This is a genomic window from Nocardia asteroides, from assembly GCF_021183625.1.
In the GTDB taxonomy this organism is placed as follows: Bacteria; Actinomycetota; Actinomycetes; order Mycobacteriales; family Mycobacteriaceae; genus Nocardia; species Nocardia asteroides_A.
This window is the reverse complement of record NZ_CP089214.1, coordinates 3,133,505-3,159,441: the sequence shown is the minus strand read 5'-3', so window position 1 is coordinate 3,159,441 and position 25,937 is coordinate 3,133,505. Positions and strand designations below refer to the sequence as shown.

The window sequence follows — 25,937 nt, the reverse complement described above, 5'->3', positions numbered from 1 at the left end:
CGACGCTCGTCTCCATGTTCGAGGCGCAGGCCGCCCGCACCCCGGACGCCTACGCGCTCACCTTCGAGGGGACGAGTCTGACCTATGCCGAGTTCGCGAGCCGGGTGCACCGGCTGGCGCGCTGGCTGAAGCAGCACGGCGTCGGCCCGGAGTCGTACGTGGCGCTCGGCATGCGCCGCTCGCTCGACCTGGTGATCGGCATGTACGCCATCGGCGCGGCGGGCGGCGCCTACGTGCCGCTCGACCCGGATCACCCGGCCGAGCGGATCGACCACATCCTGGACACCGCCCGCCCGGTCTGCGTGCTCACCTCCGGCGCCGACCTGGACAGCGCGCTGGCCAGGCAGGTCCGGATCGACGAGCTGGACCTCTCCGGCTTCTCCGACGCCCCGCTCACCGACGCCGACCGGCACCGGCCGCTGCGGCCGGGCAACACCGCCTACGTCATCTTCACCTCCGGCTCCACCGGCCGCCCGAAGGGCGTCGCGGTCTCGCACGCCGCGATCGTGAACCGGCTGGTCTGGGCGCACGCGCAGTACGGCCTCGCCGCCGACGACGTGGTCCTGCAGAAGACCCCGGCCACCTTCGACGTGTCGGTCTGGGAGTTCTTCTGGCCGCTGCAGGTCGGCGCGCGGCTGGTGGTGGCGCGGCCGGACGGGCACCGGGACCCGGTGTACCTGGCCCGGCTGATCACCGAGGAGCAGATCACCACGGTGCACTTCGTGCCGTCGATGCTCTCGCTCTTCGTGAACGAGGAGCGGGCCGCGGAGTGCACCGTCATCCGCAACGCCTTCGCCTCCGGTGAGGCGCTGCCCGCCGGGGCCGCGCAGAAGCTGCGCAGGCTCACCGGCGCCAGGCTGCACAACCTCTACGGCCCGACCGAGGCCGCGGTCGAGGTGACCTTCCACGAGGTCACCGACGCCGACACGCAGACCGTGCCGATCGGCGCGCCGGTCTTCAACACCCAGGTCTACGTGCTGGACTCGCGGCTGCGGCCGGTGCCGCCCGGGGTCCCGGGCGAGCTGCACCTGGCGGGCGCGCAGCTGGCCTACGGCTACGTCGGCCGCCCCGACCTGACCTGCGACCGCTTCGTGGCCAACCCCTTCGACGCCGGGCGCCGCATGTACCGCACCGGCGACCTCGTGGTGTGGACCCCCGACGGCGAGCTGGAGTACCTGGGCCGCACCGACTTCCAGGTGAAGCTGCGCGGCCTGCGCATCGAGCTCGGCGAGATCGAGGGCGCGCTCACCGCGCAGGACGCGGTCTCCCAGGCCGTCGTTGTCGTCCGCTCCGACGAGCACACCGGCGACCAGCTGGTCGCCTACCTGGTGGCGAACCCGGACCGGGTGATCGACGCCGAGGCCGTGAAGGCCGAGCTGACCCACCGGCTCCCGGCCTACATGGTCCCGGCCGCCTACGTGGTGCTCGACGCCTTCCCGCTGAACCCCTCCGGCAAGCTGGACCGCAAGGCGCTGCCCGCGCCGGTCTTCGAGGCAAGGGTCTTCCGCGCGCCGGCGACGCCGGTGCAGGAGATCGTGGCGAGCGTCTTCGCCGAGGTGCTCGGCGCCGACCGGGTCGGGCTGGACGACGACTTCTTCCAGCTCGGCGGCAACTCGCTGGTCGCCACCCAGGTGGCGGCCAGGCTCGGCGAGGCGCTCGACACCAGGGTCCCGGTGCGCGCGCTCTTCGAGGCGTCCACGGTGGCGGCGCTGGCCGCGGCCGTAGAAGGCGCGGCGTCGGCCACCGACGGGAAGCGAAGGGCGCCGCTGGCGGCGCGCGAGCGGCCCGAGCTGGTGCCGCTCTCCCCGGCGCAGCAGCGCATGTGGTTCCTGAACCGCTTCGACAGCGCCACCGCGGTGAACAACATCCCGATCGCGGTCCGGCTCTCCGGCACGCTCGACGTCGCCGCGCTGAACGCCGCGCTGGCCGACCTGGTCGCCAGGCACGAGACGCTGCGCACCGTCTACCCCGAGGTGGACGGCGACGGCTTCCAGCGCGTGCTGCCCGCCGAGGAGGTTCCGGTCTCCCTCGTCGCGGAGCCGGTGCGGCCGGGCGCGCTGCCCGCGCGCATCGTCGAGCTGGCGAGCACGCACTTCGACGTCACCGCCGAGGTGCCGTTCCGGGCGAGCCTGCTCGCGCTGAACGAGCGCAACCACGTGCTGGTGCTGGTCGTGCACCACATCTCCGGTGACGGCTTCTCGCTGCGCCCGCTGCTGCGCGACGTGGTGGTCGCCTACACCGAGCGCACCCGCGGCGAGGCCCCCACCTGGGCCCCGCTGGAGGTGCAGTACGCCGACTACGCGCTCTGGCAGCGCGAGGTGCTCGGCAGCGAGGCCGACCCGGAGTCGGTGGCGGCCAAGCAGATCGGCTACTGGACGGAGCAGCTGCGCGACCTGCCCGACCAGATCGAGCTGCCCGCCGACCGCACCAGGCCGGAGATCGCCTCGAACGCCGGTGGGCTGCACAGCTTCGCGCTCGACCCGGAGCTGCACCGCCGCCTGACCGAGGTGGCGCGGGCCCGCGGCGCCACGCTCTTCATGGTCGTGCACGCGGCGCTCGCGACCTGGGCGGCGCGGCTCTCCACCGGCACCGACATCGCCATCGGCACCCCGATCGCCGGGCGCGGCGAGCGGGCGCTGGACGACGTCGTCGGCATGTTCGTCAACACCCTCGTGCTCCGCACCGAGGTACTGCCAGGCACCCGCTTCGGCGAGTTGCTGGAGCAGGTGCGCCGCACCGACCTGGCCGCCTTCGCGCACGCCGACGTCCCCTTCGAGCGGCTGGTCGACGTGCTCAGCCCGGCCCGCTCGCAGGCGCACCACCCGCTCTTCCAGGTGGCGCTGACCTTCGAGGCGGCCTCGGCCGCCGAGATGGGCACCGTCGCGCTGCCCGGCCTCGAGCTGAGCGCCGTCGACTTCGACGCGGGCACCGCCAAGTTCGACGTGCAGCTCACCGTCGGCGAGGCCGCCGACGGCTCGCTGGCGCTGAGCTGGAACTACGCCACCGAACTCTTCGACCCGGCCACCGTCGCGTCCTTCGCCGAGCGGCTGACCCGGATCCTGCGCACCGTCGCGGACGACCCGGACGTGATCGTCGGCGATATCGACCTGCTCGGCGAGCGCGAGCGGCTCGACCTCTCGGAGCGCTGGGTGCGCGCCGGAACCGACTCCTACGCCGGCCGCTTCGCCGACCGGGACGCCACCCTGGCCGACCTCTTCGACGGCATCGTGGCCGAGCACGGCCCGCGCACCGCGGTGAAGTTCGGCGCCGACACCCTCACCTACGGCGACCTGGACCGGCGGGCGAACGTCCTCGCCCGCCGGCTGATCGAGGAGGGCGCCGGGCCGGAGCAGCTGGTCGCGGTGATCCTGCCGCGCTCGCTCGACCTGGTGGTCGCGCTGCTCGCCGTGGTCAAGGCGGGCGCGGGCTACGTGCCGGTCGACCCGACCTATCCCGCCGATCGCATCGCCTACGTGCTGGAGGATGCCGAGCCGACCAGCGTGATCGTCGACTCCACCGTGCAGGTGCGGCTCCCCGCCGGGCTGCCGCGCGTTGTCCTGGACGGCTACGCCGTCGAGGCGGGCGATATCGAGGACGCCGACGACGGCCCGGTCACCGACGCCGACCGGATCGCCCCGCTGACCGCGGGCAACATCGCCTACGTCATCTACACCTCCGGCTCCACCGGCCGCCCCAAGGGCGTCCCGGTACAGCACGGCAACGTGGTCCGGCTGCTGGCGAACACCGACGCCGACTTCGGCTTCGGCCCGCACGACGTGTGGACCCTGTTCCACTCCTTCGCCTTCGATTTCTCGGTCTGGGAGCTGTGGGGCCCGCTGGCCTTCGGCGGCAGGCTCGTGGTCGTCGACTACTACACCTCGCGCTCGCCCGAGCAGTTCCTCGAGCTGCTCAGGGACGAGCGGGTCACCGTGCTGAACCAGACCCCGTCGGCCTTCTACCAGCTGGCCGAGGCGGACCGGATCGCCGATCCCGCCGCGGCGCCGCTCGCGCTGCGCGCGGTCGTCTTCGGCGGCGAGGCGCTGGAGCTGCGCAGGCTCGGCGACTGGGTCGCCAGGCACGGCGACACCGCGCCGGTGCTGGTGAACATGTACGGCATCACCGAGACCACGGTGCACGTCTCCTACCGCCCGCTGGACGCGGCCACCATCGCCACGGCATCGGGCTCGGTCGTCGGCCGGGCCATCCCCGGGCTGAGCATCCACGTGCTCGACGAGCGGCTGCGCCCGGTCCCGGTCGGGGTCTCCGGCGAGATGTACGTGGCCGGAAAGCAGCTGGCCCGCGGCTACCTGGGCCGCCCCGAGCTCTCCGCGGCCCGCTTCGTGGCCGGCCCGGACGGGACCAGGCTGTACCGCTCCGGCGACCTCGCGCGCTGGAATCGCAGCGGCGAGCTGGAGTACCTCGGCCGCGCCGACGACCAGGTCAAGGTCCGCGGCTTCCGCATCGAGCTCGGCGAGATCGAGTCCGCGGTGCTGGCGCAGGACGGCGTCGCGCAGGCGGCCGTCGTGGTCCGCGAGGACCAGCCGGGCGACCAGCGGATCGTCGCCTACGTCGTGGCCGAGCCGGGGGCGACCCCGGAGCTGGACGCCGTGCGCACCGGCGCCGCCGAGCGGCTGCCCGCGTACATGGTGCCGTCCGCGCTGGTCCGGCTGGAGTGGATCCCGCTCACCGTGAACGGCAAGCTCGACCGCCGCGCGCTGCCCGCCCCCGCGGCGCAGGCCCGCGCCTTCCGCGCGCCGGTGACCCCGGTGCAGGAGGCGATCGCCGCGGTCTTCGCCGAGGTGCTCGACCTGGACCGGGTCGGCGTCGACGACGACTTCTTCTCCCTCGGCGGCAACTCGCTCATCGCCACCAGGGTCGCGGCCAGGATCGGCGCCGCGCTCGGGACGACGGTGCCGGTGCGCACCCTGTTCGAGGCCGCCACCGTCGAGGCGCTCGCCGCCAGGGTGGAGTCGCACACCGGCGGCCCGGAGCGGGCGCCGCTCACCGCCCGCCCGCGCGGCGACGCCCTGGTCCCGCTCTCCTTCGCGCAGCAGCGCATGTGGTTCCTGAACAAGTACGACACCGCCTCTGCGGCGTACAACCTGCCGATCGCCATCCGGCTGAACGGCGCGCTCGACGTGGAGGCGCTGCGGCTCGCCGTCGCCGACGTGGTGCGCAGGCACGAATCGCTGCGCACCCGCTACCCGGAGCACGGCGGCACCCCGACCCAGGTGATCGTCCCGGTCGAGGAGGTCGCGCTCGACCTCGCCCCGGTCGCGGTCGATGCGGGTGCGCTGGTCGAGGCCGTCACGGCCTTCGTCGGCACCGGATTCGACGTGGCCGAGCAGGTTCCGCTGCGGACCCGGCTCTACCGGGTCGCGGCCGACCAGCACGTGCTGGTGGTCGTCGTGCACCACATCGCCGCCGACGGCTTCTCGGTCGGCCCGCTGACCAGGGACGTCATGGTGGCCTACACCGCGCGCACCCAGGGCAGCGATCCCGGCTGGGCGCCGCTCGCGGTGCAGTACGCGGACTTCGCGCTCTGGCAGCGCGAGGTGCTCGGTACCGAAGATGACGCGGATTCCCTGATGGCGCGCCAGGTCTCGTACTGGCAGCGCGCGCTGGCCGACGTGCCGGACGAGATCACCCTGCCCGCGGACCGCCCGCGCCCGGCCGTCGCGAGTTTCCGCGGCGCCACCCTGCACGACGAGATCCCGGCCGAGCTGGTCGCCGGGCTTGAGGAGATCGCCCGCGCCCAGGGCGCCTCGCTCTTCATGGTCGTGCACAGCGCGCTCGCCGTGCTGCTCGCCCGGCTCTCCGGCACCGACGACGTCGCCATCGGCACCCCGATCGCGGGCCGCGGCGAGCAGGCGCTCGACGACCTGGTCGGCATGTTCGTCAACACCCTCGTGCTGCGCACCGGGATCGAGCCGGGCGATTCCTTCGCCGAGCTGGTCGGCAAGGTGCGCCGCACCGACCTGGACGCCTTCGGCAACGCCGACGTCCCGTTCGAGCGGCTCGTCGAGCTGCTCGCGCCGGAGCGCTCGCAGGCCCGCAACCCGCTCTTCCAGGTCATGCTGGCCTTCCAGAACCTGGACCGCGGCACGCTGGAGCTGCCCGGGCTCTCGGTCTCCGCGCTCGACCTGGACGAGGAGATCGCCCGCTTCGACCTCCAGTTCACCCTCGCGCAGAACAGCGCGGGCGGGCTCGCGCTCGGCCTCACCTACGCCACCGAGCTGTTCGACGAGGCCACCGCGGCCGCCTTCGTCCGGCGTTGGCTGCGGGTGCTCACCGCGGTCGCCGCCGACCCGTCGATCGCGGTCGGCGGGATCGACGTGCTCGACGCGGGCGAGCGCGCGGAGCTGGTGTCGCGCACCGGAGCCCCCGCCGTCGCGCCGCGCCCGCTGCCCGAGCTCTTCGGCATCGGCGCGCCGGAGGCGCCCGCGGTGGTGTTCCGCGGCGAGACGCTCACCTACGCCGAGCTGGACGAGCGCTCCAACCGGCTGGCCAGGCTGCTCATCGCGGCCGGAGTCGGCACCGAGGACCTGGTCGCCGTCGGCATCCCGCGCTCCGCGGACTCGGTGCTCGCGGCCTGGGCGGTGGCCAAGACCGGCGCCGCCTTCGTCCCGGTCGACCCGAACTACCCGGCCGATCGCATCGCGCACATGGTCACCGACTCCGGATCGCCGCTCGGGCTGACCGTGCGCGAGGTCCGCGCGGGGCTGCCGGAGTCCGCGCGCTGGCTGGTGCTCGAGGAGCTGGAGCTCACCGACTGGGACGGCGCGCCGATCACCGACGCCGAGCGGCTGCGGCCGCTGCGCCCGGAGCACCCGGCCTACGTCATCTACACCTCCGGTTCGACCGGCGTGCCGAAGGGCGTGGTCGTCACGCACTCCGGCCTCGCCAACTTCGGCGAGGAGCAGGCCGAGCGCTACGCGCTCGACGCCGATTCGCGGGCACTGCACTTCGCCTCGCCGTCCTTCGACGCCTCCATCCTGGAGCTGCTGCTGGCGCTGGCCCGCGGCGGCGCGCTGGTCGTGGTCCCGCCCGGGGTCTACGGCGGCGACGAGCTCTCCGAACTCATCCGGTCGCAACGGGTGACCCATGCCTTCATCACCCCGGCCGCGCTGGCCACCTTCGACCCGAGCGGGCTGGACACCCTGCGCGTGCTGGTCGCCGGTGGCGAGGCGTGCCCGCCGGAGCTGGTCGCGAAGTGGGCGGTCCCGCTGGCGGACGGCACGGTTCGCGCCTTCCACAACGGCTACGGCCCCACCGAGACCACGATCATGACCAACATCAGCGACGCGCTGGTGCCCGGCGAGACGGTGACCATCGGCGGGCCGACCAGGGGCATGCAGTCGCTGATCCTGGACTCCCGGCTGCGGCCGGTTCCGGTGGGTGTCGCGGGTGAGCTGTACCTGTCCGGCATCCAGCTGGCGCGCGGCTACCACGCCCGCCCCGGGCTGACCGCCGAGCGCTTCGTCGCCAACCCCTACGTCGACGGCGCGCGCATGTACCGCACCGGCGACGTGGTGCGCTGGACCCGCACCGGCGAGGTCGAGTACGTGGGCCGCTCCGACTTCCAGGTCAAGGTGCGCGGCTTCCGCATCGAGCTGGGCGAGATCGACGCCGCCCTTGCCGCGCACCCGACCGTCGACTTCGCGGTCACCGTCGGGCACAAGGCCGAGAACGGCGCGACCACGCTGGTGGCGTACGTCGTCGCCGCGCAGCGGCACTCGTTGGACACAGCCGCGCATCGACATCCGCTTGACGTGGCGGAGCTGACCGCGCACGTGGAGGAGAGCCTCCCGGCGTACATGGTGCCGTCCTCGATCATGGTGCTGGACCACATCCCGCTCACCCCGGTCGGCAAGCTGGACCGCAAGGCGCTGCCGGAGCCGGTCTTCGCGACCGAGGTCGCGTTCCGGGCCCCACGCACGCCGATCGAGCACACCATCGCCGAGGTCTTCGCCGAGGTGCTCGGCGTCGAGCGGGTCGGCGTCGACGACTCCTTCTTCGCGCTCGGCGGCGACTCCATCGTCTCGATCCAGCTGGTGTCGCGGGCCAAGGCGCGCGGCGTGGTGTTCAGCCCCAGGCACGTCTTCGAGCAGCGCACCGTGGCCGGGCTGGCCTCGGTCGCGGAGACCGCGGACGCCGAGACCACCAGGCAGCCCGCGCTGGACGAGCTGCCCGGCGGCGGCGTCGGCCGGATGCCGCTCACCCCGGTGGTGCGGTTCATGGCCGAGCGCACCGGCGGCTTCGGCCGGTTCCACCAGATGCTGGCGCTGGAGCTGCCGGTCGGCATCGACCGGGCAGGCATCGCCGCCACCGTCGGCGCCGTCGTCGACCGGCACGACATGCTGCGCGCCCGGCTGCGCCCCGAGGGCGCGGACTGGGTGCTGGAGACCACCGCCCCCGGCTCGGTCGATATCGACGCGCTCATCGACCGCGTCGAATTCGACGCGACCGCGAGCGATTCGGAGCTGCTGGCGATCGCCGAGGCGGCGGTCGACGGCGCGCTGGACCGGCTCGACCCGGCCGCGGGCATCGTGCTCCGCTTCGTCTGGCTGGAGCCGTCCGAGGCGAGCCGCGGCGGCAGGCTCGTCGTGGTCGCGCACCACCTGGTGGTGGACGGCGTCACCTGGCGCATCCTGGTGCCGGACCTGGTCACCGCCTGGGGGCAGCTCTCCTCCGGCGGCACCCCGGAGCTCGTCGCCCCGGCCACCTCCCTGCGCTCCTGGGCGCACGCGCTGGAGCAGCAGGCGAACAGCCCCGAGCGGATCGCCGAGCTGGAGTTCTGGCGCGGCGTCGTCGGCGGCCCCGACCCGCTGGTCACCGACCGGCCGATGGACCCCGCGGTCGACGTCTCCGGCGTGCTGGAGAAGATCCAGGTCCGGGTCTCGCCCGAGGTCACGAAGACGCTGCTCACCACCGTTCCGGCGCTCTTCCACGGCGGCGTGAACGACGGCCTGCTCACCGCGCTCGCGCTGGCCACCGCCAAGTGGCGGGCGCGCCGCACCGCCGAGCGCGCCGACTCGCTGCTGCTCCGGCTGGAGGGCCACGGCCGCGAGGAGGAGATCGTGCCCGGCGCCGACCTCTCCCGCACGGTCGGCTGGTTCACCGCCATCTTCCCGGTCCGCTTCGACCTGGCCGGGATCGACGTGGACGCCGCGCTCACCGGCGGCCCCGCGCTCGGCCGGGCGCTCAAGGCGGTCAAGGAGCGGCTGCTCACGGTGCCGGACAAGGGCATCGGTTACGGCATGCTGCGCTACCTGAACCGCAGCACCGCCGCCGACCTGCCCGAGCAGCTGCCCGGCCAGGTCAGCTTCAACTACCTGGGCCGGGTCTCGGACACCGACGTGCCCGAGGCGCTGCGCGGCTTCGGCTGGATCCCCGCGCCCGAACTCGGCGCGCTGGCCGCGAGCTACGACGCCGACATGCCCGCCATGGCGCCGCTCGACCTGAACGCCATCGTCACCGGCGACACCCTGCTCACCACCATCGGCTACCCGAGCACCCTGCTCGACGCCGCCGAGGTGCGTGAGTTCGCCGAGCTGTGGGTCACCGCGCTGGAGGCCGTCGCGCGGCACGCGCAGTCGGCCGAGGCGGGCGGGCACACCCCGGCCGACTTCGGGCTGGTGCGCAGCACCCAGGCCGACATCGAGAACTGGGAGCAGCGCTTCCCCGCGCTCGCCGACGTCTGGCCGCTCTCCGCGCTACAGGCCGGGCTGCTCTTCCACGCCCGGCTCGCCGCCGGGTCGGTGGATGTCTACACCTCGCAGATCACGCTCACCCTGACCGGGCGGGTGGACGGCACCCGGCTGCGCGCCGCCGCGCAGGCACTGCTCGACCGCTACGACACCCTGCGCACCGCCTACGTCACCGACGCCGACGGCAACCCGGTGCAGGTGGTGCTGAACAGCGTCCGCGTTCCGTGGGCCGAGCACGATCGTTCCGGCGGAGGAGCCGCCCGGTCCGACTCGGCAGGCGGATCCGTTGAGGACCTCATCGCCGAGGACCGCGCCCGCCGCTTCGATCTCACCGCTCCGCCGCTGATCCGCTTCACCCTGATCAAGGTGGCCGCGGACCGCTGGCAGTTCGTGGTCTCGAACCACCACATCCTGCTCGACGGCTGGTCCATGCCGCTGCTCATGCGTGACCTGCTGATGCTCTACGCGGTCCACGCCGATCAGGGCGTGCTGCCCGCGGTGCGCTCGTACAAGCACTTCCTGGAGTGGGTCGGCAGGCAGGACCACGCCGCCTCGGTGGCGGTCTGGGCGGAGGCCTTGCGCGGCGTCGCCGAGCCGACGCTGCTGGCCAAGCCGGACGCCGGGCGCGAGATCACCGCGCTCTCCGGCGAGTACCTCTTCGAGCTGGACGAGGCTGCCACCGCGCGGCTCACCGGGCTGGCGGCCACGCTCGGCGTCACCCCGAACACCGTGCTGCAGGTGGCGTGGGCGGTGCTGGTCGGCCGGATGACCGGCCGCGAGGACGTGCTCTTCGGCACCACCGTCTCCGGCCGCCCCGCGCAGCTCACCGGCGTGGAGTCGATGGTCGGGCTGTTCATCAACACCGTTCCGGTGCGGGTGCGCTTCGACCCGGCCGAGCCGGTGCGCGCGCTGCTCGCCAGGACCCAGGGCGAGCAGGCCGACCTGCTCGACCACCACTACGTCGGGCTCGCCGACATCCAGGCCGCGGCCGGGATGAGCGGGCTCTTCGACACCCTGGTGGTGTTCGAGTCCTACCCGGTCGACGCCGAGGGCATCCAGGCCCAGGCCGCCGACATCGACGGCATGGCGGTCACCGGGCTGGCGGCCACCGACGCCACGCACTACCCGCTCACCCTGATCGCCCAGCTCGACGCGAAGCTCCGGATCCGGGCCGGCTACCTGCGCGACCTCTTCGACGAGGGCACCGTGCGCCGGATCGCCGACCGCCTGGTGCGGGTGCTGGAGACCATGACCGCCGAGCCGGATTCGGCCGTCGGCGACATCGCGCTGCTCGACGCCGCCGAGCGCACCGAGGTGACCACCGGCTGGAACGACACCGCCTTCGACGTCTCCACCGCGCTGGCCGCCCAGTACGGCGTGGAGCTCGCGCACACGCTGCCCGCGCTCTTCCAGGCGCAGCTCGCGGCCACCCCGGACGCGCCCGCGCTGGAGTTCGAGGGGACAGCCCTGTCCTACGACGAGTTCGCGGGCCGGGTCTTCCGGCTGGCCCGCTGGCTGGTCGAGCGCGGCGTCGGCCCGGAGTCCTTCGTGGCGCTCGGCATGCGGCGTTCGCTGGACCTGGTGGTCGGCATGTACGCCGTCACCGTCGCGGGCGGCGCCTACGTGCCGCTCGACCCGGACCACCCGGCCGAGCGCACCGAGTACATCCTTTCCACCGCCGACCCGGTCTGCGTGCTGACCTCCGGCGACGACCTGGAGATCGACACCGCCCAGGTGCGGATCGACCTGCTCGACCTGGACGGCCTTGACGACACCCCGCTCGGCGACATCGACCGCCGCGCCCCGCTGCGCCCGGGCAACACCGCGTACGTCATCTTCACCTCCGGCTCCACCGGCCGCCCCAAGGGCGTCGCGGTCTCGCACGCCGCGATCGTGAACCGCCTGGTCTGGATGCAGGCCGAGTACGGCCTCACCGCGGACGACACCGTGCTGCAGAAGACCCCCGCCACCTTCGACGTCTCGGTGTGGGAGTTCTTCTGGCCGCTGCAGATCGGCGCCCGGCTGGTGGTCGCGCGCCCGGACGGTCACCGCGACCCGCAGTACCTGGCCGAGATCATCGAGGCCCAGCGGGTCACCGTCACGCACTTCGTGCCGTCCATGCTCGCCGTCTTCGTGGCCGACGCCGCCGCGGCGGCCAGCACCTCGCTGCGGCTGGTCTTCGCCTCCGGCGAGGCGCTCGGCCCGAAGCCGGCGCACCGGCTGCGCGAGCTCACCGGCGCGGCGCTGCACAACCTCTACGGCCCGACCGAGGCCGCGGTCGACGTCACGTACCACGAGGTCGTCGACGCCGACACGGTCACCGTGCCGATCGGCGCCCCGGTCTTCAACACCCAGGTCTACGTGCTGGATTCCCGGCTGCGGCCGGTCCCGGTCGGCGTCGCGGGTGAGCTGTACCTGGCCGGCGACCAGCTGGCCCGCGGCTACGTCGCGCGGCCGGATCTGACCGCCGACCGCTTCGTGGCGAACCCGCTCGGGACCGACGGCGCCCGCATGTACCGCACCGGCGACCTGGTCGCCTGGACCCCGGACGGCGAGCTGGAGTACCTGGGCCGCACCGACTTCCAGGTGAAGCTGCGCGGCCTGCGGATCGAGCTCGGCGAGATCGAGCAGGCGCTGGCCGGGCTGGAGGAGATCGCGCAGGCGGTCGTCGTCGTCCGCGGCGACCAGCACACCGGCGACCAGCTGGTGGCCTACGTGATCCCGGCCGCCGAGCAGCGGATCGATGCCGAGGCGGTGCGCGAGGAGCTCGGCAGGCGGCTGCCCGCCTACATGGTCCCGGCGCTGTTCATCGCGCTGGACGAGTTCCCGCTGAACCCCTCCGGCAAGCTGGATCGCCGGGCGCTGCCCGCACCGGTCTTCGAGGCCGCGGTCTTCCGCGCCCCGACCACGCCGGTCGAGGAGATCGTCGCCGACGTCTTCGCCGACGTGCTCGGCGTTGCCCGGGTCGGGCTGGACGACGACTTCTTCGCGCTCGGCGGCAACTCGCTGAGCGCCACCCAGGTGGCGGCCAGGCTGGCCGCCGCGCTCGACACCGACCTCGGGGTCCGCGAGCTCTTCGAGGCCTCCACGGTGGCCGCGCTGGCCGCCCGCGCCGAGAGCAGGGCGGGCGCGGGTTCGCGCGCCGCGCTGGTGCCGCAGCCGCGGCCGGAGCGGGTGCCGCTCTCGCTGGCGCAGCAGCGCATGTGGTTCCTGAACCGCTTCGACCCGGCGTCCTCGGTCGATAACATCCCGGCCGCGGTCCGGCTCTCCGGGCTGCTCGACCGGCAGGCGCTGCAGATCGCCGTGGCCGACGTGCTGGCCAGGCACGAGTCGCTGCGCAGCTACTACCCGGAACTCGACGGCACCGGCTTCCAGAAGGTGGTCCCGACCGGGCAGGTCATCCCCGACCTCTCGCCCGCCGAGGTCACCGAGGCCGAGCTGCCGCGCCGGATCGCCGAGTTCGTCCGCACCGCCTTCGACGTCACCGTCGAGGTGCCGTTCCGGGCCAGGCTCTTCGAGGTCAGCCCCACCGAGCACGTGCTCGCGCTGGTGGTGCACCACATCTCCGCCGACGGCTTCTCCATGGGCCCGCTCACCCGCGACGTGATGACCGCCTACGGCGCCAGGGTCGACGGCGGCGAGCCCGCCTGGCGCCCGCTGGACGTGCAGTACGCCGACTTCGCGCTCTGGCAGCGCGCGGTGCTCGGTCGCGAGGACGACCCGGAATCGGTGATCGCCGCGCAGATCGGGTACTGGACCGAGGCGCTGCGCGGCCTCCCCGAGCAGCTCGACCTGCCCGCCGACCGCCCGCGCCCCGCGGTGGCGAGCGGCCGCGGCGCCACGCACGCCTTCGAGATCGACGCCGAGACCCACGGCAGGCTGGCCGAGCTGGCCCGCGGCCGCGGCGCGACGCTCTTCATGGTCACGCACGCCGCGCTGGCCGTGCTGCTCGCGCGGCTGGCCCGCGAGGAGGACATCGCCATCGGCACGCCGATCGCGGGCCGCGGCGAGCGCGCGCTCGACGACCTGATCGGCATGTTCGTCAACACCCTCGTGCTGCGCACGCCGGTGAACGCTGCCGCCTCCTTCACCGAGCTGCTCGCGAAGGTGCGCAGCACCGATATCGCCGCCTTCGGCCACGCCGACCTGCCCTTCGAGCGGCTGGTCGAGATTATCGACCCGGCCCGCTCGCAGGCGCGGCACCCGCTCTTCCAGGTCATGCTCTCGTTCCAGAACGTCGGGCAGAACAGCCTGGAGCTGCCCGGGCTCACCGTCAGTGGCGTGGACATGGCGCTCGACGTCGCCAAGTTCGACCTGCAGCTGGTGCTCACCGAGAAGGCCGCGCCGCTCTCCGGCATCACCGCCGAGCTGATCTACGCCACCGACCTCTTCGACCGGCGCACGATCGCCGCGTTCGGCCGCCGCTTCACCCGGCTGCTGAAGGCGCTCACCGCCGAGCCGGAGCGCCCGGTCGGCGATCTGCCGCTGATCGACGCCCGCGAGACCGAGCAGGTGCTGCGCACCTGGAACAACACCGAGTACCGGGTCGACCCGGACGCCACGCTGGTCTCGATGTTCACCGAGCAGGCGGCGGCCACTCCGGACGCTCCCGCGCTCACCTTCGATGGCGAGACGCTGAGCTACGCCGAGTTCGCCGCGCGGGTGCACCGGTTGGCCGGGTACCTGGCCGGCGCGGGCGTCGGCCCGGACACCCTGGTCGCGCTCGGCATGCGCCGCTCGCTCGACCTGGTGATCGGCATGTACGCGGTGCTCGCCGCGGGCGGCGGCTACGTGCCGCTCGACCCGGACCAGCCCGCCGAGCGGATCGGCCACGTGCTGGAGACGGCGCGGCCGGTGCTCACGCTGACCACCACCGGCGACGGGTTCGCCGCGGGCGACGCCGTCGCCATCGACGCGCTCGACCTCTCCGCCTACGCGCCGGAGCCGCTCACCGATACCGGGCTGCGCCCGGCGAACACCGCCTACGTCATCTTCACCTCCGGCTCCACCGGCCGTCCGAAGGGCGTCGCGGTCTCGCATGCCGCGATCGTGAACCGCCTGGTGTGGATGCAGGAGGAGTACGGGCTGGACCGCTTCGACGTGGTGCTGCAGAAGACGCCCGCCACCTTCGACGTGTCGGTGTGGGAGTTCTTCTGGCCGCTACAGACCGGCGCGCGGCTGGTGGTCGCGAAGCCGGACGGGCACCGCGACCCGCAGTACCTGGCCGAGGTCATCGCCGCCGAGCAGGTGACGACGGTGCACTTCGTGCCGTCCATGCTCGCCGTCTTCGTGGACGAGGCCGACCCGGCCGCCTACACCGGGCTGCGCAATGTCTTCGCCTCCGGCGAGGCGCTGCCCGCCGGGGTGGCGCAGCGGCTGCTGAGCGCCACCGGCGCCTGGCTGCACAACCTGTACGGACCGACCGAGGCCGCGGTCGACGTCAGCTACCACGAGGTCACCGAGGCCGATACGGTCACCGTGCCGATCGGCGCCCCGGTCTTCAACACCCAGCTCTACGTGCTGGATTCGCGGCTGCGGCCGGTGCCCGCCGGGGTGCCGGGCGAGCTGTACCTGGCAGGCGCGCAGCTGGCCCGCGGCTACGTCGCGCGGCCGGATCTGACCGCCGACCGCTTCGTGGCCGACCCGTTCGGCCCGCGCGGCGCCCGCATGTACCGCACCGGCGACCTCGTGGTCTGGAGCGACCGCGGCGAGCTGGAGTACCTGGGCCGCACCGACTTCCAGGTGAAGCTGCGCGGCCTGCGGATCGAGCTCGGCGAGATCGAGACCGCGCTGGCCGGGCACCCGGCGGTGGCGCAGGCCGTCGCGGTGGTGCGCTCCGACGACCGGCTCGGCGACCGCCTGGTCGGCTACGTCGTGCCCGGCTCCGCCCCGGTCGGCGTCGCGGCGCTGCGCGAGCACGTCGCGGCGCAGCTGCCCTCGTACATGGTCCCGGCGGCGCTGGTGGTGCTGGACGAGCTGCCGCTGAACCCGAACGGCAAGCTGGACCGGCGCGCGCTGCCGGAGCCCGAATTCGAAGCAGTGGTCTTCCGTGCGCCCGCGACGCCGGTGCAGGAGCTGGTGGCCGACACCTTCGCCCGCGTGCTCGGCATCGAGGTCGACGGCGACCGGCCGATCGGCCAGGACGACGACTTCTTCGACCTCGGTGGCAACTCGCTGATCGCGACCCAGGTGGTGGCCCGGCTCGGCGCCGCGCTCAACACCAGGGTCCAGGTGCGCACGCTCTTCGAGGCGCCGACCGTCGCCGCGCTCGCGGCCAGGGTCGAGACCGGTGCCGGCAGCGGCCGCGGCCGGGAGCTGGTGGCGGGCGCGCGTCCGGCGACGATCCCGCTCTCGCTGGCCCAGCAGCGCATGTGGTTCCTGAACCGCTTCGACAGCGCCACCGCGGTGAACAACATCCCGATGGCGGTCCGGCTCACCGGCACGCTCGACGCCGACGCGCTGCGCCGCGCGGTCGCCGACGTGATCGAGCGGCACGAGGTGCTGCGCACGGTCTACCCGGAGACCGCGGACGGCCACGGCGTGCAGGTGGTGCTGCCCGCGAGCCAGGTCGGCATCGACCTCACCCCGATCAGCGTCACCGAGACCGAGCTCGAGGAGCGGATCAGCGAACTGGTGCTGACCGGCTTCGACGTCACCACCGCGGTGCCGGTGCGCGCCGCGCTGCTGCGCATCGCCGGCTCGATGGACGGCTCGCAGCCGGAGAACCACGTGCTCGTCTTCGTGGTGCACCACATCTCCGGCGACGGCTGGTCGGTGCAGCCGCTGGCCAAGGACGTGATGATCGCCTACGCCGCGCGCTCGCGTGGCGAGGCGCCCGGCTGGGCGCCGCTGCCGGTGCAGTACGCCGACTACGCGCTCTGGCAGCGCGAGACGCTCGGCTCCGAGGACGAGCCGGACTCGCTCATCGCCCAGCAGGTGCGGTACTGGTCGGCGAACCTGGCCGGGCTGCCGGACCAGCTCGACCTGCCCGCCGACCGCTCCCGCCCCGCGGTGGCCTCCAACCGCGGTGGCGTGCACGCCTTCTGGCTCGACGCCGACCTGGTGCACGGGCTGAACTCGATGGCCCGCGCGCACGGCGCCAGCCTCTTCATGGTGGTGCACGCCGCGCTGGCCGCGCTGCTGGCCCGGCTCTCGAACAGCGACGACATCGCCGTCGGCACCGCGGTCGCCGGCCGCGGCGAGGCCGCGCTGGACGACGCCATCGGCATGTTCGTGAACACCCTCGTCCTGCGCAGCGCGGTCGACCCGGCCGAGCCCTTCGCCGAGCTGCTGACCAGGACCAGGGAGACCGACCTGGCCGCCTTCGGCCACGCCGACCTGCCCTTCGAGCGGCTGGTGGAGATCCTGAACCCGGCCCGCTCGCAGGCGCGGCACCCGCTGTTCCAGGTCATGCTCTCCTTCCAGAACACCGGCGACGCCTCCTTCGCGCTGCCAGGGCTCGAGGTCGCCGGGGTGCCGCTGGACGTGGTGACCGCCAAGTTCGACCTGCACCTCAACCTGACCAGCGCCGGCGAGCACGAGGGCATGGCGGCCGAATTCGCCTACGCCACCGATCTCTTCGACCCGGCCACCGTCAACGGCTTCGCGCTGCGGCTGGTCCGGCTGCTGACCGCGGCCGTCGCCGCGCCGGCCACCCCGGTCGGCGAGATCGAGCTGCTCGACGCCGCCGAGCGCACCCGGGTGCTGGAGACCTGGAACGCCACCGCGCACCCGGTCGACGCCGCCGCCACCCTGGTCTCGCTGTTCGAGGCGCGGGCCGCCCTGACCCCGGACGCCCCCGCGCTCACCTTCGAGGGCGAGACGCTGAGCTACGCCGAGTTCGCCGACCGGGTGCACCGGCTGGCCAGGCACCTCATCGACCTCGGGGTCGGGCCGGACACGCTCGTCGCGCTCGGCATGCGCCGCTCCTTCGAGCTGGTGATCGGCATGTACGCGGTGAGCGCGGCGGGCGGCGCCTACGTGCCGCTCGACCCGGACCACCCGGCCGAGCGCGTCGCCTACGTGCTGGAGACCGCGCGCCCGGTCGCGGTGCTCACCACCGAGCGGGACGGCTTCGCGGCCGCCGGTTACCGGACCGTCGCGATCGACGGCCTCGACCTCGCCGAGCTCTCCGGCGCGCCGATCGCCGACGCGGAGCGGCGGGCGCCGCTGCGGCCGTCGAACACCGCGTACGTCATCTTCACCTCCGGCTCCACCGGCCGCCCCAAGGGCGTCGCGGTCACGCACGCCGCGATCGTCAACCGGCTGGTCTGGATGCAGGCCGAGTACGGGCTGGACGAGACCGACACCGTGCTGCAGAAGACCCCGGCCACCTTCGACGTCTCGGTGTGGGAGTTCTTCTGGCCGCTGCAGCTCGGCGCCCGGCTGGTGGTCGCGCGGCCGGACGGCCACCGCGACCCCGGCTACCTGGTGCGGATCATCACCGAGCAGCGGGTCACGGTCGCGCACTTCGTTCCGTCGATGATGTCGGTCTTCGTGGCCGAGGAGCGGGCCGACGAGTGCACCTCGCTGCGCGCGGTCTTCGCCTCCGGCGAGGCGCTGCCCGCGGCGACCGCGCAGCGGCTCGTCGAGCTGACCGGCGCTCGGCTGCACAACCTGTACGGCCCCACCGAGGCCGCGGTCGACGTGACCTTCCACGAGGTCACCGAAGCCGACACGGTCACCGTGCCGATCGGCGCGCCGGTCTTCAACACCCAGGTCTACGTGCTGGATTCGCGGCTGCGGCCGGTTCCGGCCGGGGTCCCGGGTGAGCTGTACCTGGCCGGCACCCAGCTGGCGCGCGGCTACGTCGCGCGGCCGGAGCTGACCGCGGACCGCTTCGTGGCGAGCCCGTACGGCGAGCCGGGCGCGCGCATGTACCGCACCGGCGACCTGGTCACCTGGCGGGCCAACGGTGAGCTGGAGTACCTGGGCCGCACCGACTTCCAGGTGAAGCTGCGCGGGCTGCGGATCGAGCTGGGCGAGATCGAGTCGGCGCTCACCGCGCTGCCGAGCATCGCGCAGTCGGTGGTCCTGGTCCGCTCGGACGACCGCCTCGGCGACCAGCTGGTCGCCTACGTGATCCCCGCCGCGGGCGCGACCGTCGACATCGAGGCGGTGCGCGCCGAACTCGGCGGCGAGCTGCCCGGCTACATGGTGCCGAACGCGTTCGTGTTGCTCGACGCCTTCCCGCTGAATCCGTCCGGCAAGCTGGACCGTAGGGCGCTGCCCGCGCCGGTCTTCGAGGCCAAGGTGTTCCGGGCGCCGTCCACCCCGATCGAGGAGATCGTCGCCAACACCTTCGCCGACGTGCTCGGCGTCGGCCGGGTCGGCGTGGACGACGACTTCTTCGAGCTCGGCGGCAACTCGCTGCTCGCCACCCAGGTGACCGCGCGGATCGGCGCGGCGCTCGACACCCAGCTCGCGGTGCGCGACCTGTTCGAGGCGTCCACGGTGTCCGCGCTCGCGACCAGGGTCGAGCGCGCGGCCGGCTCCGGCCGGACCCGCCCGGTGCTGGTGGCGGGGGAGCGGCCGGAGCAGATCCCGCTCTCCCCGGCGCAGGCCAGGTACTGGTTCCTGAACCAGTTCGACACCACCACCTCGGCCGTGGACAACATCCCGCTCGCGGTACGGCTCTCCGGCGCGCTCGACGTGCGCGCGCTGGAGCAGGCCATCGGCGACGTCTTCGCCAGGCACGAGGTGCTGCGCACCACGTACCCGAGCGCCGACGACGGGCCGCGGCAGGTGATCCTGCCCGCCGGGCGCACCGCGCCGACGCTGGCGATCACCGACGTCACCGAGGCGGAGCTGGTGCCGACGGTGATCCGGTTCGCCATGACCACCTTCGACGTCACCGTCGAGGTGCCGCTGAAGGTGGCGCTCTTCCGGATCACCGGAACCGGCACTACCGCCGATCACGGCGCCGTCGCCGACGGCAACCGCTCCGCGGACCTCGTCGGCGCCGAACTCGCCGCCGGCGCGGCGGCCTCCGGCGTGCCGGAGCACGTCGTCGCCTTCGTGGTGCACCACGTGGCCGCGGACGGCGCGTCGATGGGCCCGCTGGCCCGCGACCTCATGGCCGCTTACATCGCGCGGGTCGGCGGCGAGGCGCCGTCCTGGACCCCGCTCCCGGTGCAGTACGCCGACTACGCGCTGTGGCAGCGCGAGGTGCTCGGCGCCGAGGACGACCCGGAGTCGCCCGCGGCCCGCCAGGTCGCCTACTGGAAGGCCGCGCTGGACGGGCTCCCCGACCAGCTCGAGCTGCCCGCCGACCGCCCGCGGCCGCCCGCGCAGTCCTTCCACGGCAAGGCGATCCGCTTCGAGATCGCCCCCGAGCGGCACCAGGCGCTGGCCGAGCTGGCGCGCGCCAACCAGTCGTCGCTGTTCATGGTCGTGCACGCCGCGCTCGCGGTGCTGCTCGCCCGGCTCTCCGGCACCGACGACATCGCGGTCGGCACCCCGATCGCCGGTCGCGGCGAGCGCGAACTCGACGACCTGATCGGCATGTTCGTCAACACCCTCGTCTTCCGCACCAGGGTGCGGCCGGACGCGGGCTTCACCGACCTGCTCGCCGAGGTACGCGAGCGCGACCTCGAGGCCTTCGCCAACGCCGACGTCCCGTTCGAGCGGCTGGTCGAGGTGCTCAACCCGGAGCGCTCCACCGCCCGCAACCCGCTCTTCCAGATCGGGCTGTCGTTCCAGAACCTGGCCGAGACCACCATCACCCTGCCCGGGCTGACGGTGAGCGCGGTCGACTTCGACTCCCAGCTGGCCAAGACCGACCTGCACGTCACGCTCTACGACCGGTACGCCGAGGACGGCACCCCCGCCGAGATCGTCACCGAATTCGGCTACGCCACCGACCTCTTCGACGAGGCAACGGTGCAGGGCTTCGCCGACCGGTTCCTCCGGGTGCTGGACGCGGTCGTCGCCGACCCGGCCGTCGCCGTCGGCGCGATCGAGCTGCTCGCCGCCGACGAGAGCGAGCGCATCCTCGACACCTGGAACGCCACCGCGCACCCGGTCGACACCGGGGCCACGCTGGTCTCGCTGCTCGACGCGACCGTCGCGGCGCAGCCCGAGAACACCGCCCTGATCAGCCCCGACGGTGAGCTGAGCTACGCCGCGCTCGGCGTCCGGGTGAACCGCCTCGCCCGCTACCTGATCGAGCGCGGGGTCGGCCCGGAGGATCGGGTGGCGCTCGCCATCCGGCGCTCCGCCGACCTGGTGATCGCCATGTACGCGGTCGCCGTGGCGGGCGCGGCCTACGTGCCGGTCGACCCGGACCAGCCCGCCGAGCGGGTCGAGTACATCCTCGGCACCGCCGCCCCGACCTGCGTGCTCACCACGGCCGGGGACGCCTTCGCGACCACCGCGGCCGAGGTGGTCGTGCTGGACGAGCTGGATCTGGCCGGGCTGGACGGCGCACCGGTGCGCCCGGCCGAGCGCCGCGCGGTGCTCACCCCCGCGAACACCGCGTACGTCATCTTCACCTCCGGCTCCACCGGCCAGCCCAAGGGCGTCGCGGTGCCGCACGTCGCCATCGCCAACCAGCTGCAGTGGAAGACCGCCGAGTACGGCCTCGGCGCCGACGACGCGGTGCTGCTCAAGACCGCGGCCACCTTCGACCTCTCGGTCTGGGAGTTCTGGTCCGCCGCGGCCGCAGGCGGCACGCTGGTGATCGCCGCCGCCGACGGCCACCGCGACCCGGCCTACCTGCGCACGCTCATGGCCGAGACCGGGGTGACCACGCTGCACGTGGTGCCATCCATGCTGGACGCGCTGCTCACCGAGGGCGACGGCACGCTGCCCGGCTCGCTGCGCCGGGTGCTCGCCATCGGCGAGGCGCTGCCCGCGGCGACCGCGCAGAAGTTCCGGCGCGGCAACGCCGCCGGGCTGTTCAACCTGTACGGCCCCACCGAGGCCGCGGTGTCGATCACCGCGCACGAGGTCACGGCGGGCGACGTCGTCTCGGTGCCGATCGGCGTGCCGGAGTGGAACTCCCGGGTCTACGTGCTGGATGCGCGGCTGCGGCCGGTTCCGGTCGGGGTCTCCGGCGAGCTCTACCTGGCCGGTGCGCAGCTGGCCCGCGGCTACTTCGCGCGGCCTGAGCTGACCGCCGACCGCTTCGTGGCCAGCCCCTTCGAGCCGGGCGCGCGGATGTACCGCACCGGCGACCTGGTGGCCTGGAACGCCGGCGGCGAACTGGAGTACCGGGGCCGCACCGACTTCCAGGTGAAGATCCGCGGCTTCCGCATCGAGCTCGGCGAGATCGAGGCCGCGCTGCTCAGGCAGCCCGGGATCGCCGCCGCCGCGGTGCTGGCCAGGACCGATCCCGGGCTCGGCGACCGGCTGGTGGCCTACGTGGTGCCCGCCGCCGAGCTCGACAAGCGCGCGCTGGCGCACGCGCTCGCCGGCGAGCTGCCCTCGTACATGGTGCCGAGCGCCTTCGTCGAGCTGGCGGCGCTGCCGCTGAACGCCAACGGCAAGCTGGACCGCAACGCGCTGCCCGATCCGGAGTTCGAGAAGGCCGTCTTCCGCGCGCCATCCACCCCGGCCGAGAAGCTGGTGGCGCGGGTCTTCGCCGACGTCCTCGGGGCCGAGCAGATCGGCGCCGACGACGACTTCTTCGCGCTCGGCGGCAACAGCATCCTCTCCATCCAGCTGGTCTCCAGGGCCAAGACGCTCGGCGCGGTCTTCTCCGTGCGCGACGTCTTCGACCAGCGCAGCGTGGCCGGGCTTGCCGCGGTCGCCGGAGCGGTGACCGGGCGGCAGCGGCTGGCCGAGCTCTCCGGCGGCGGTGTCGGCGAGGTCGCGCTGCCGCAGGCGCTGCTCGACCTGGACGGCGCCGACGCGGTCGCGCTGCGGCTGCCGACCGGCACCGGCGAGCAGGAGCTGCGGGCGGCGCTCGCGGCCGTGCTCGACCGGCACGAGGCGCTGCGGCTGCGGCGCACCGAGGCGGTGCTGGAGCTGCGCGAACGTGGCGCGGTCGCCGTCGCCGATGTGCTGCGGAACGAGTGGGTCACCGCGACCGAGCCGGATTCCGCCGTGGCCGACGCGTCGTCGAACGCGGCGGCCGAGCTGGACGCCGCGCTGGCCCGCGCACTGGCGACCGAGGCGGCGGCGCTCGACCCGGCCGCGGGGAAGGTGTTCCGCGCGGTGCGGTTCGCGGTCGACGGCGGCGCGGATGTGCTGCTGCTGGTCGCGCACCGGCTCGCGGTCGACCCCGCCTCCTGGCGGATCATCACCGGCGACCTGGGCCGGGCGCTGGCGCAGGCCACCGCGGGCGAGACCGTCGAGCTGCCCGCGGCGGGCACCTCGCTGCGCCGCTGGCTGCACGAGGTCGCGCAGGATCGGGAGACCGTCGCGGAACCGGCCGAGGTGGACGCCTTCGGCGCGGCGGACGCACCCGTGCGGCACGTGCGGACCGTGCTCCCCGCGGCCGAGAGCGACGCGGTGCTGCGCGTGGTCCCCGGCCTCTACCACGGGGTCGCCACCGACGCGCTGCTCACCGCGCTGGCGCTGGCCACCGCGCGCTGGACCGGGAACGCCGCCGCCACCGTGCGGTACGTGAACGACCTGCGCCCGGTCGCGGCCGAGCGCGGTGCCGAGCTCACCCGCACGGTCGGTGACTTCACCGTCACGCATCCGCTGCGGCTCGACCTCGGTGCGGCCGGGATCGGCGCGGGTGCGGCGCTCAAGCTCGTCAAGGAGCAGGTGCTCGCGGTGCCGGAGCGCGGTTATCCGTCGCTCTTCGCGGCCGGGGAGCCGGGCGGAATCACCTTCCGCTTCGCGGGTGCCCCGGTCGAGGGCTTCGACGAATATCTGCTGCCCGCGGCGGTCTCCGCGGGTGTCGGGGCGCCGACCGCAGGCACCTCGGGCAGCGGCTCGCGGGCCGTCGCCACCGCCGCGGGCGAGGTTCCGGCCGCCGCCGGGGTCGAGGTTCTGGCCTCCGTCACCGCCGGTGGCGAGCTGGTCACCGACTTCACCGGCCCGGCCGAGCGGCTGGCCGAGCTGGCCGAGTTCTGGACGGCCGCGCTCACCGGCCTCGCCGAGCACGCGGCGACCCCTGGCGCGGGCGGCTTCACCCCGTCCGACATGCCGCTGGTCCGGGTGCGCCAGGGCGACCTGGAGGAGTGGGAGCGCGGCTACCCCGGCCTCGCCGAGGTCTGGCCGCTCACCCCGCTGCAGTCCGGGCTGCTCTTCCACGCCCTGATGACCACAACGGGCACCGACATCTACGTCATGCAGGCCACGGTCGACCTGCTCGGCACGGTGGACGCGGACCGGCTGCACACCGCGGCCAAGGGCATCCTGGACCGCTACCCGAACCTGCGGGCCGGCTTCGTCACCGACTCCGACGGCCAGGCCGTCCAGGTGGTGCCGGAGCGCGCCGAGGTACCGTGGCGCGAGGTCGACCTGACCGACCGCGACGATCCCGCCGCCGCGCTGCGTGAACTGCTCGCGGCCGACCAGGCCACCCGGTTCGACATGGCGGCCCCGCCGCTGGTCCGGTTCACCCTGTACCGCACCGCCGCCGAGCAGTACCACCTCTCGATCACCACGCACCACGTGCTGATCGACGGCTGGTCCATGCCGCTGCTCATGCAGGACCTGCTCGTGCTCTACGCGGTGCACGGCAACCGCTCCCAGCTGCCCGCCGTGACCCCGTACCGGGACTTCCTCGGCTGGCTCGGCGAGCGCGACCTGAACGCCTCGCTGCGCACCTGGGCGGAGGCGCTGGACGGCGCCGCCGAGCCGACCGAGCTGGCCTCGGCCGCCCGCGGCCCCGAGCGGTACGAGACCGGCAAGCTGATCACCTCGATCGACCAGGAGCGGGCCCGCAGGCTCACCAAGCACTGCGCCGACCTCGGCGTCACGGTGAACACGCTGGTCCAGGCGGCGTGGGGGATCCTGCTCGGGCGGCTCACCGGCCGCACCGACGTGGTGTTCGGCGCCACCGTCTCCGGCCGCCCCGCCGAGCTGCCAGGCGTCGAGTCCATGGTCGGGCTCTTCATCAACACGCTGCCGGTGCGGGTGCGGATCGACGACCACGGCCCGATCGCCGACCAGCTGGTGCGGTTGCAGCGCGAGCAGGCCGACCTGCTCGACCACCACTACGTCGGGCTCGCCGAGATCCAGCGGAGCGCGGGCGCCGGCTCGCTCTTCGACACCCTGCTTGTCTTCGAGTCGTACCCGATCGACCGGGAGGCGATCGCCGCCGCCAGCTCCATCGACGGCATGTCGGTGAACGGCGTCGGCGTGCTCAGCAACACGCACTACCCGATGACGCTGCAGGTCACCGCCGAGTCGACCATCGAGTTCGTCTTCGAGTACCTCACCAGCCGCTTCACCGACGACGAGGTGCGCACCCTCGCCGCGCGGCTCATGCGGGTGCTGGAGGGGCTGCTCGGCGACCCGGACGGCCTCGTCGGCGACATCGACATCCTGGACGCCGAGGAGCGCAGCAGGCTGCTCACCGAATCCGGGGTCGCGGCCGCCGCGCCCGAGCCGGTGAACCGGGTCGGCGCGCGGACCGTGTCGAAGGTGCTCGGCGAGGTGGTCGAGGCCGATCCGGAGGCGCCCGCGCTGCTCGCCGGCGAGGACGAGCTGCCGTACCACGTGCTCGACCGCCGCTCCTCGCAGCTGGCCCGGGTGCTGATCGGCCGCGGGATCGGCCCGGACGACGTGGTCGCCGTCGCGCTACCGCGCTCGGTCGGCTCGATCGTCGCGATCTGGGCGGTGCAGAAGGCGGGAGCCGCCGCGCTGCTCGACGCCACCTCCGGCGCGCGCTACGGAATCGGCTCCGGAGCAGGCGATCTCGAGTGGATCGACCCGGCCGACGACGCGGTCCGCTCGGCCGTCGCCGATGCGCCCGCGCACCCGGTCTCCTACGCCGACCGGGTCCGCCCGCTCGGCGAGGAGAGCCCGGCGTTCGTCCTCGCCGACGGCACGGTCTTCAGCCAGGTGGCGGCGCTCGATCTCGCGCTCCGGGCGCGCGACGAGCACGGCGTCGACTACGAGTCGACGACCTACACCACCGCCACCGGCGGGCTGGTCGCGGTCGTCGAGTTCCTCGCCGCCGCCACGGCGGGTGCCCTCTCGGTGCTGCCCACCGGCGCGGTCGGGGACGATCTCGCCGACGGTGAGGTGTCGCACTGGTTCGTCGCGCCGGGGGCGGATACGTCCGCCGCGGGCGACGGGGTCACGATCGTCACGGTGGAGTGA

General features: G+C 73.7%; 1 protein-coding gene (cut by a window edge). It reads left to right on the top strand.

The genetic code is table 11. The features are described from left to right. Window positions 1-25,937 carry the 3' portion of a non-ribosomal peptide synthase/polyketide synthase gene (locus LTT61_RS15185; protein ID WP_233020607.1) on the top strand. The gene continues 11,113 nt to the left of window position 1, outside the view, so only the last 25,937 of its 37,050 coding nucleotides appear in the window; its start codon lies beyond the left edge, outside the window; the stop codon is at window positions 25,935-25,937.